The organism is Janthinobacterium sp. BHSEK (assembly GCF_056174685.1).
Genome location: NZ_JBWBYV010000165.1, coordinates 1 through 1,313, shown reverse-complemented (window position 1 = coordinate 1,313; position 1,313 = coordinate 1). Strand labels below are relative to the sequence as shown.

The window sequence follows — 1,313 nt, the reverse complement described above, 5'->3', positions numbered from 1 at the left end:
GTGCTGCGATGACCCGACAAGCCGGCTGCGCCTCCAGGCCGCCGTCGCGCAATGCCTGCAGCAGCACGGACGCGCGATAGCTCAGTTCCCGGCGACCCATTTGCAGATGCCCGACCTCCTGATTCATTTCTGGGATTGCCAGGACACCCTGGTCAAGATCGATATTCTCTATCTACATGCAAGCGCAGCAAGCCAGCCTCAGCAAGGGCTGCTGCTGGTGGGCATTCCACCGTTCCGGGCGTCGGCGCCGCATGCGGCCGGACATGCGGCGTCAGCAGATCCAGCTTTTCTCGAAGATACGTACAATAAATTTTGCGGCTGGATCTGGTACACCCACACCAAGATTGCCCGTGGCGAGTATTGGGAAGCCGGCGACTCGCTCGACGTCATGCGCGCGAAGGGCTTGCTGCCGATGCTGCAACTGGCGCACGGCTTGCCGCTGGAAGGATACCGCCACGCGGAGCAGCGCCTGAGCCCCCAACTGCTGGTGCGCCTGGCCGAAACGCGTTGCGATGGGCTGGCACCCACCCAGTTGTATCGTGCCCTCTTTGCAAGCTGCCGCTTCTTTGCCGAGACGGTCCAGCTGGTTTCGGCCAGCCACGGCGACGCCTGGCTCACTGCCCGGCTGGAACAAATGGTCGATTTTGTTCTACGCACAACTGAACCGGCGCATGCCGACAGCAGCAGGCCCGGCCCGAAGGCCCGCTAATCTGCCACCAGACAGGAGGAGCATCATGCTACGGATGGATGCGATCAAGCGCTATTATTCGGACGTCGACGCCTGTCTGCACACCTGCCTGCAACGGCATTGCCAGCAATTGGTCGCTGCCCCTTCGATAGACGAGAAGATAGCCGTCGGGCTTGCGCTGGACGGCCTGCTGCAACTGTTTTGCGCAGTCGGCGCGCGCCGGGCGCAGATCGCCACGGACGAGATCATCAGCCTGCCCGACATGCCGGCGATCGCTGCGGCCATCATGCCGCCGCAGGGACCGGCGGCCCTGGCGGCGCGTGCCCGGACGTTGCTGCCGGCCTTATCCAGCGCCATCCTGTTTGCGCCGGAAATGCCGCTCATGACCTTGCTCGTGGAAAAACTGCCCTTGCTGGAGCAGCGCCACGCGGCTGGCGACAGCACTCCGCCACGGCAACCGGCCCGCGACGCCGCGCTGCACTGGTCTGCCGTCAAGCCGTTCCGCTTCATCGAAGGACGCGGCATCCTCGACGATGACGCAAACTACCTGGGCTTTCTTTTTTACGTACTGGTCGACGTCGAAATCTCCGCAATGGAAATTTGTGCCTACATGCTCCTGGATAAC

Annotated in this window: 2 protein-coding genes; both read left to right on the top strand. The window is 62.9% G+C overall.

All coding sequences use genetic code 11. The annotated features are described in order from the left end of the window. Positions 1-709, top strand: a 709-nt coding sequence (locus tag AC0V2Y_RS27940) for a hypothetical protein (RefSeq protein ID WP_475418437.1), incomplete at its 5' end; no start/stop codon positions are given. A gap of 25 nt (positions 710-734) precedes the next feature. Beyond that, positions 735-1,313, top strand: a 579-nt coding sequence (locus AC0V2Y_RS27935) for a hypothetical protein (protein ID WP_475418436.1), incomplete at its 3' end; no start/stop codon positions are given.